Below are 8,713 nucleotides of genomic sequence, written 5' to 3' on the forward strand. Positions count from 1 at the left end.
CGACGACGCCGCCCCGGCCGAGCAGGCAGACCCCGAGCCTGAGCGCGCCCCCACCTCTGTCGCAGCCCTCTATGGCCTCGACGACGATGATGACGATGACGACCTCAACGACGAGGAGGACGCATAATGCCCGTCGGACCCGCAAGAATGCCGCTGCTCGATCACCTGAGCGAGCTGAGGCGGCGCCTCACCATCATCATCGTGTGCGTGCTCGTGACGACGGTCGTTGTCTACATGGCCACGCCCACGCTCATCCGGGTTCTTATCGACCCGATTCGTCAGTTCATGCCCGACGGCGGCAAGCTCTACGTCACCACGGCGCTCGGCGGCTTTACCCTGCGCTTTAAGGTGGCCATGTTCTTTGCCGTGATCGTGTGCTGCCCCATTATCATCTTCCAGACGCTCGGCTTCTTCATGCCGGCGCTCAAGCCCTCCGAGCAGAAGTGGGTTGGCCCCACGGTGGCCGCCCTCGTCTTTCTGTTCTTCTTTGGCATGATCTTCTGCTACCTGGTAATCCTTCAGGCGACCTTTGGCTGGATGCTCGACCAGACCAACGACTTCGCGGCCGTCTTCGCCAACGCCGAGGACTACATCAACATGATCACCCTGCTCGAGCTTGGCTTTGGCTGCGCATTCGAGCTGCCCCTGGTGATCTTCTACCTGCTCATTTTCCACCTCGTGCCCTACAAGACCATGCGCGAGCAGTGGCGCTTCATCTACGTTGGCCTGCTCGTCGCCAGCGCCGTCGTAACGCCCGACGCAAGCCCCGTCACGATGTTCCTGATGTTCGCCGCGGTCATCGTGCTGTACGAGGCCTCCCTGTTCCTGGCTCGCCGCGTGCTCGTGGCCCGCGACGGCAAGGCGTCGCTCAAGTGGTCGCGCGATGAGTACCAGGAGCACAAGTTCAACGAGGATTAACGCATGAAGCTCGTCATCACCGAGAAGAACGATGCCGCCGAGAAGATCGCGGCCCTGCTCTCAGAGGCTGGTAAGCCCAAGAAGGACAAGGTCTACGACACTCCCGTCTACCGCTTTACGCGCGGTGGCGAGGAGTGGGTCACGATTGGCCTGCGCGGTCACATCCTGGCGCCGGACTTTCCCACCGAGCTCAAGTTCAGCGACAGCCAGGGCTGGTATGCCGTCTCGGCCGAGGGCGAGGTCCTTCCCGCCGACGTCCCCGACGGCCTGCCCCGTCCTCCGTTCAAAAAGAAGAAGCCGTTCCTCGAGGACGGCGTCGACATCAAGGGCTGGAAGGTCCCGAGCCTGCCCTACCTTGTGTGGGCGCCCGTCGAGAAGCTTCCCGCCGAGAAGGGCATCATCCGCTCGCTGAAGAACCTCGCCAAGAAAGCCGACTCGGTTGTCATTGGCACGGACTTCGACCGCGAGGGCGAGCTCATCGGCTCCGACGCGCTGGCCCAGGTGCTCGAGGTCAACCCCGGCGTGCCCGTCTCGCGTGCCCGCTACTCCGCCTACACCCGCGCCGAGATCGAGCATGCCTTCGCCAACCTCGTCGACCTCGATCAGAACCTGGCCGACGCCGGCGAGAGCCGCCAGTACATCGACCTCATCTGGGGCGCCGCCCTCACGCGCTACCTCACGATGGCGCGCTTCGGAGGCTTTGGTAACGTCCGCAGCGCCGGCCGCGTGCAGACGCCCACACTTGCCCTCGTGGTGGAGCGCGAGCGCGAGCGCCTCGCCTTCGTGCCGCAGGACTACTGGGTCATCAACGGCCGTTCCGCCGGTCCCGGCGAGCTCGACGACGCCGCCTTCAGGATTGCCCACGCGCAGGGCCGCTTCACCGACCATGATGCCGCCGCCACGGCCTTTGGCCACGTCGATGGTGCCACCGAGGGCACCGTCACCGCGGTGACCAAGCGCTCGCGCACCCAGCGCCCGCCCGCGCCGTTCAACACCACGAGCCTGCAGGCCGCAGCCGCCGCGGAGGGCCTCTCGCCTGCCCGCACGATGCGCCTTGCCGAGAGCCTCTACATGGACGGTCTCATCTCGTACCCACGCGTCGACAACACGGTCTACCCCGACTCGCTCGACCTGCGCGCCACGGCCAAGATGCTCGCTGGCGTGCCGCAGTACGCGCCCTACGTGAATAAGCTCGTGGCCGCCCCCGAGCTCCATGCCACGCGCGGCAAGCAGTTCGACACCGATCACCCGCCCATCTACCCCACGGGCGTGGGCTCGCCGGACAAGCTGCAGCCCGCTGAGTGGAAGCTCTACAACCTCATCGCGCGACGCTTCCTCGCTACGCTCTCCGACTCTGCGACCATCGAGGGCACCAAGCTTTCGATCGACATCGCGGGCGAGCCCTTCTCCGCCTCGGGCGACGTGCTCAAGGTGCCAGGGTTCCGTGCCATCTACCCGTTTGGCCTCAAGCGCGACGACCAGCTGCCCTCCCTGTCTGAGGGCGATAAGGTCGACGTGGCCGACCTCAAGCTCGAGGCCAAGCAGACCGAGCCTCCCGCGCGCTACAGCCAGGGCAAGCTGATCCAGGAGATGGAGAAGCGCGGTCTTGGCACCAAGTCGACGCGCGCGAGCATCATCGAGCGCCTCTACACGGTCAAGTACCTCAAGAACGATCCCGTCGAGCCCAGCCAGCTGGGCATGGCCATCATCGACGCCCTGCACACCTACGCGCCGCGCATCACCTCGGCCGAGATGACCAGCGAGCTCGAGCAGGACATGACCAAGGTGGCCCAGGGCCAGGACTCCCAGGACCAGGTGGTCTACCACTCCCGCGCGCTGCTCGCCGGCATGCTCGACGCCCTCATCGAGCACAAGGACGACCTGGGCGAGGCCATCGCCGATGCCGTTACGGCCGACGCCCGCGTGGGCACCTGCCCCAAGTGCGGCAAGGACCTCGTGGTGAAGTCGAGCGCCAAGACCCGCGGCAGCTTCGTGGGCTGCATGGGCTGGCCTGACTGCGACGTGACCTATCCGCTGCCGAGCGGCGTGCGTTACGAGGCCATCGAGGGCGAGGCCGGCGTGTGCCCCGAGTGCGGCGCGCCGCGCATCAAGTGCAAGCCGTTCCGCGCCAAGGCCTACGAGATGTGCGTCAACCCCAAGTGCCCCACCAACTACGAGCCCGACCTCAAGGTGGGCGAGTGCAAGGTGTGCGCCGAGGCGGGCCGTCATGGCGATCTCATCGCGCACAAGTCAGAGCGCTCGGGCAAGCGCTTCATCCGCTGCACCAACTACGACGACTGTGGCGTGAGCTACCCGCTGCCTGCGCGCGGTAAGCTCACCGCCACCGACGAGACGTGCCCCGAGTGCGGCGCGCCCATGATCATCGTTGAGACGGCCCGCGGCCCGTGGAAGAAGTGCGTGAACATGGACTGCCCCACCAACGAGCGCAAGACGCCCGCGCGCGTCCGCGCCGGCGCCGCGAGAGGTGGGGCCAAGACGGCCGCGAAGACCGCCGCCAAGTCCACCATCAAGAAGACAACCACCAAGAAGACGACCAAGCGTGCCACCTCGAAGAAGTCCGGAGAGGCGGCCGAGTAGGGGGAAGCATGTTCGAGTCTAGTCCGCAGCCAGAGGGCCTCGAGAACGTCCGTCTCGTCCTGACCGACATGGACGGGTCGCTGCTGCTCGAGGACAGCACCATTCCCGATGGCCTCGAGGAGCGCATTGACGCGCTCGAGAGCGTGGGGGCCGAGCTTGCCGTGGCGAGCGGCAGGCCCATGTACACCCTGCGCGACAACCTGGGGCCGCTCTTCGACAAGATGATGGTCATCGCCGACAACGGCGGCCGCGTCTTCGACCGTGGCAAGCTGCTCTTCCAGACCAACCTCAAGGTCGAGGACTACCGCCGCATGGCCTGCGTGACGCGCGAGCGCGGCGACTTTGGTTTTGTCTGCGGCATTGAGGGCTGCTACGTCGACAGGCGCGCGCTCGCCTGGGAGGACTTCATTCGCAACTTCTACAGCAAGTGCACCTTCGTCGACGACCTCACGACACTCGACGTCGAGGCCGACAAGTACACGGTGCTCTTTCCCAACAACGACGCGATGGACAAGATCGACTCCTACCGTGCCGAGATCGGCGACGAGTTCTCCTATGCCTGCGGTGGCATCATGTGGGTCGACATCGTGCCTGACGGCGTGAGCAAGGGCACGGCCATCAACAAGATCTCTGAGCTCACGGGCATTGGCACGGACGAGATGGCCGCCTTTGGCGACGCGCCCAACGACGCCACGATGCTCGAGAACGTGGGCTTTGGCTACATGATGGCCAATGCCGTGCCCGAGATGCGGCGCCACGCGAACCTCGTGGCCCCCAGCAACGAGGAGCGTGGCGTGCTGCAGGTCATCGACCAGATCGTCGCCGCCCACAAGGCCGTGAGGTAGGGTTTCTCGCGGCAGTCGCGGCTTTTGGCGCCCAGCTGCTTTGACTGTAGGCCTGTGCCAGCTAGCTGGCACAGGCCTCTATTCGTATTTTGGGTGCTTCTGCATTCGTATTTTGTGTACGTCACCATTCGGATTTTGTGTGCGTAGACAATCGTATTATGTGATGGCGCGCAGTTTACCAGCGAGTTTGCTGAGGTTGCCTACCAGCTGCCTGATGGCGTTTATGTCATCCCCATTCGGTCTTTGGGTGCCTGAAGCCCTGCCTGCCTGGGGGCGAGTAGGATAGAAGAACTGGTCAAAGAGATGATTGGGGAGGTCATATGGCGCGTCGCGGTACGTTCATCACGCTCGAGGGCGTCGATGGGGCGGGCAAGTCGACCCAGGTGTTGATGCTGGTCGAGCGCCTGCGCGCGGCCGGCGCCGAGGTCGTGAGCCTGCGCGAGCCGGGCGGCACCCCCATCTCCGAGAAGATCCGCTCGCTCATCCTCGACCGCGCCAACGCCGAGATGGCCCCCGAGTGCGAGCTGCTCCTGTTCGAGGCGGCTCGCGCCCAGCTCGTGTGTGAGGTCATCGAGCCTGCCCTCGAGCGCGGGGCCACCGTTGTGTGCGACCGCTTCTACGACTCGACCCACGCCTACCAGGCCGGCGCCCGCGGCATGGACGACGCCCTCGTGACCCGTGCGAACGAGCTGGGCAGCTGCGGCGTTGTGCCCGACATCACCATCGTGCTCGACATGGAACCCGAGCGCGCCTTCATGCGCGCCGAGGGCCGCGGCGAGCACGACCGCATGGAGGCCGAGGGCCTTGCCTTCCAGCAGCGCGTGTGTGAGGACTACCGTGCGCTCGCCAAGCGCGAGCCCGCCCGCGTGAGGCTTGTCGACGCGATGGGCACGGCAGACGAGGTGGCCCTGCGCATTGACGCCGAGCTCGTGGCCGCAGGGACTGGCGTGGCCCATGAGTAGCGTGCGAGAGACGGCGACGCGGGAGGTGCCGCGAGCCCTCGACCGCATTGCGGGCCAGCCGCGCGTCCGCGACTTCTTTGCCGCGGTGGCGAGCTCGCGCAAGTTCAGCCACGCCTACCTGTTCGTGGGCGCCCCCGGCAGCGGCCAGCAGGACGCCGCCCTGGCGCTTGCCCAGTGCGTCATCTGCGAGCAGGGCGGCTGCGACGCCTGCGACGAGTGCATCCGCGTGGCGCACCGCACCCACCCTGACGTGCACTGGATCGAGCCCGAGGGCGCAAGCGGCTACGTCGTGGAGCAGGTGCGCAACCTCATCGCTGACGTCTCGCTGTCGCCCGTGCGCGCCTCCTCCAAGGTCTACATCCTCGACCGCGTGGACACCCTGCGCGACTCCTCGGCAAACGCCCTGCTCAAGACCATCGAGGAGCCTCCCGAGGGCGTCGTGTTCGTGCTGATGGCCCGCGCGACCGACGCTGTGCTGCCCACGATCGTCTCGCGCTGCCAGCTCGTGCCGTTTCGCCTGAGCAACCCCGCCGAGGCGGCACGCCGCGTGGCCGAGGCGAGCGGCGTTGGGGCGGGTGACGCCATCGCGCGCATAGCCCTCGACGTCACGATGACGCCGCAGCGCGCAGACGAGTTCATCGCCTCGCACAAGCGTCGCGACGCCCGCCTGCTCATGGTGCGCGCGCTCGACGGTCTCGCCCGCGACGACGCCTGGGACGTGCTCTGCGCGGCCCGCGACCTCACCCTGGCCGCCCAGGCTCCGCTCGACGACGTGAAGAGCCGCCAGGCCGAGGAGCTCGAGCGCGGCGCCGACTACCTCTCCACCAAGGCCGAGAAGCTCATCGAGCAGCGCAACAAGCGCGAGCTTACGGCTCGTGAGCGTTCGGGTATCATGGAACTTCTAGCAGCGGCGAGCTCGCTGCTGCGCGACGTGCTCATGCGCCTCGAGGGTGTGGACGAGCCCGTCGTCAACTCCGACTCTACCGATGTCGTCGAGCGCCTCGCCTCTCGGGCTACGAGCGCTGGCGTGCTCGCGGCCCTGCGTGCCGTAGACCAGGCCAATGACGACCTCGCCCATAACGTATCCCCCCAGCTGGTCCTCGAGACAATGCTGTGCACCTGCAAGGAGGCACTATGCCCACTGTCATTCCGGTGAAGTTTGCCTACGCCGCGCGCGACCTGTGGTTTGACCCTGCCGGCACCGACGCCGTCGAGGGCGACCACGTGATCTGTGCCACCGAGCGCGGAACCGAAATGGGTCTGGCCACGGGCGACCCGTTCGAGGTCGACCAAGCCGAGTACAACCGCAAGACCGACGGCGCCAAGCTCAAGAGCGTCATTCGCGTGGCAACCGACGAGGACTACGACCGCGCCGACAAGCTTGCCGAGCGCAGCGACCGCGCCTTCCCGACGTTCCGCCGCCTCGTCTCCAAGAGCGGCCTCGACATGAAGCCTGTTGCCGTCGAGTACCTCTTTGGCGGCGAGAAGGTCGTGTGCTATTTTTCCGCCGACGATCGCATCGACTTCCGCCAGCTCGTCCGCGACCTCTCGCGCGAGTTGCACGAGCGCGTCGACATGCGTCAGATCGGCGTGCGCGAGGAGGCCGCCCTCATGGGTGGCTTTGGCCACTGCGGCCAGGAGCTGTGCTGCACGCGCTTTGGCAGCGGCTTCGAGCCCGTCTCGATTCGCATGGCCAAGGAGCAGGACCTGCCGCTCAACTCCAACAAGATTAGCGGCGCGTGCGGGCGCCTCATGTGCTGCCTGCGCTATGAGTTCGAGGCCTACCGCGACTTCAAGCAGCGCGCGCCCAAGAAGAACGCCGTGATTCAGACGCCGCTGGGCACCGCCAAGATCGTCGAGTACGACACGCCCAAGGAGCAGCTGGCCCTGCGCCTCGAGAACGGCAAGCAGATCCGCGTGCCGCTCGCCGAGATGGAGGCGAGCGATGCCGCCAAGAAGAAGAGCGAGGAGCTGGGCTGCCCGTGCCGCCCCGACACGGTGCTGCGCTCCACGATGGACCGCCTCGCGAGTCCCGAGGTCCGTGCCGCGCTCGAGGAGATCGACCGCAAGAACGGCCTGATTCCCGAGGAGACGGTGGCCGCCGAGGACCTCTTCGTGACCGAGGGCCGCTCGGGCCGTCGCCGCCGCAACAAGGGCGGCAACAAGGGCGGCCGCTCCGAGGCCGCCGAGACCGCGCAGGCGCCGTCTGCCGAGGGCGAGACCACGAGGCGTCGCCGCAGGCACAAGACTGTCGAGGTTGCCGTCGAGGACGCCCAGAGCCTTCCGGGCCAGTCCGACTCCGCCTCTGCCAAGAAGAGCGCGCCTGGTGAGGGCAGACGCTCGAGGCGTCGTCATCACAGCGAGCAGGAGGCGGGCGAGCAGCGCGAGGAGCAGCAGCCCACGAGCCGCCGCGAGCGTCGCCACAACGTGCAGAAGGGCGAGGGTGAGCAGTCTCAGCGGCCCCAGCGCGAGCAACGGGCCAAGCAGGAGCAGGCCGAGGGCGGCGAGCAGCGCAGCTCGAGGCGTCGCCGCCGTCGCCCGGGTGACAAGGGTGGTGCGGCCGCCCAGGCCCAGCAGCAGCGTCGCGACGAGGCGGGCGAGCAGCGCAAGCCCAGGCAGAAGCCCAAGCACGTGGCCTCCGAGGGCGGCGGCGCCCCGGCCGAGGGCAACGCGAGCGCGGGCGAGGGCGCGCCCAAGCGCCGTCGCCGCAGGCACCGCCGCGGTGGTGGCAACGGTGGCGAGCAGGGCGGCAAGCCCGAGGCGCCGTCTGTCGAGTAGCATCGCGGGACATAACCAACCAGCAAACAACGAGGCGGGCGCGAGGAACTCACTCCTCGCGCCCGCCTTGTCTTACAGCTCGTCGGTGTCGAGCCAGATGGTGAAGGGACCGTCGTTCACGAGCGCAACGTCCATCATTGCGCCAAAGACGCCGCGGCCCACGTGCCCGGCGCCCAGGCTCTGCTCGGCACGCTCGCAGAGGTGCTCGTAGAGGGTGCTTGCCACGTCGGGCGCCGCCGCGTCGGTAAACGACGGCCTGCGCCCGCGCCTGCAGTTGGCGTAGAGCGTGAACTGGCTCACGATGAGCGCCTCGCCACCCACGCTCGCAAGCGACAGGTTGGTCTTGCTCGCCTCATCCTCGAAGATGCGCAGGCCCAAGATCTTGTCCCACAGCTTGTCTGCCACGGTCTCGTCGTCGCCATGACCCACGCCAAGCAGCACGAGCAGCCCCTTGCCGCAACTGCCCGTGACCTCGCCCTCCACCGTGACGCTCGCATGCCTCACGCGCTGGATAAGTGCTCGCACGGTGCCTCCTAGAGGTTGTAGATGGCGCTGAACTTCTCGGTGAGGTAGCGCGTGTAGTGGCTCGCGTCGATGGGCCCGCCGCACGCC

The 8,713-nt window shown here is 67.0% G+C and carries 7 protein-coding genes; 6 read left to right on the forward strand and 1 reads right to left on the reverse strand.

Going from position 1 to position 8,713, the window contains the following annotated elements:
- Positions 1-126: 126 nt before the first annotated feature.
- The 6 genes from tatC (at position 127) to AC1VTH_RS04715 (ending at position 8,101) form a co-directional block, all read left to right on the forward strand.
- The gene (gene tatC, locus AC1VTH_RS04690) at positions 127-918 is read left to right on the forward strand and encodes a twin-arginine translocase subunit TatC (RefSeq protein WP_481334971.1); all 792 of its coding nucleotides are present in this window, start codon (positions 127-129) and stop codon (positions 916-918) included.
- A 3-nt stretch (positions 919-921) separates the two neighbouring features.
- Positions 922-3,516, forward strand: coding sequence for a DNA topoisomerase I (locus AC1VTH_RS04695; protein WP_481334973.1), 2,595 nt, complete (start codon positions 922-924; stop codon positions 3,514-3,516).
- Between the two features lie 8 nt (positions 3,517-3,524).
- Positions 3,525-4,361, forward strand: coding sequence for an HAD-IIB family hydrolase (locus tag AC1VTH_RS04700; RefSeq protein WP_481334975.1), 837 nt, complete (start codon positions 3,525-3,527; stop codon positions 4,359-4,361).
- Between the two features lie 320 nt (positions 4,362-4,681).
- On the forward strand, positions 4,682-5,323 hold the full coding sequence (tmk, locus tag AC1VTH_RS04705) for a dTMP kinase (RefSeq protein WP_481334977.1): 642 nt from the start codon (positions 4,682-4,684) through the stop codon (positions 5,321-5,323).
- Complete coding sequence (locus AC1VTH_RS04710) at positions 5,316-6,479, forward strand: DNA polymerase III subunit (protein ID WP_481334978.1); 1,164 nt, start codon at positions 5,316-5,318, stop codon at positions 6,477-6,479. Before tmk ends, AC1VTH_RS04710 begins: the two co-directional genes overlap by 8 nt.
- The gene (locus tag AC1VTH_RS04715) at positions 6,458-8,101 is read left to right on the forward strand and encodes a PSP1 domain-containing protein (protein ID WP_481334979.1); all 1,644 of its coding nucleotides are present in this window, start codon (positions 6,458-6,460) and stop codon (positions 8,099-8,101) included. The genes AC1VTH_RS04710 and AC1VTH_RS04715 overlap by 22 nt, the downstream gene beginning before the upstream one ends.
- 72 nt (positions 8,102-8,173) lie before the next feature.
- Here AC1VTH_RS04715 and dtd read toward each other — a convergent pair whose 3' ends face one another.
- Positions 8,174-8,626 carry a D-aminoacyl-tRNA deacylase gene (dtd, locus tag AC1VTH_RS04720; RefSeq protein ID WP_481334980.1) on the reverse strand — a complete coding sequence of 151 codons (453 nt, stop codon included), beginning with the start codon at positions 8,624-8,626 and terminating at the stop codon, positions 8,174-8,176.
- Positions 8,627-8,713: the final 87 nt, after the last annotated feature.

The sequence above is a fragment of the Parolsenella sp. genome (assembly GCF_982402205.1).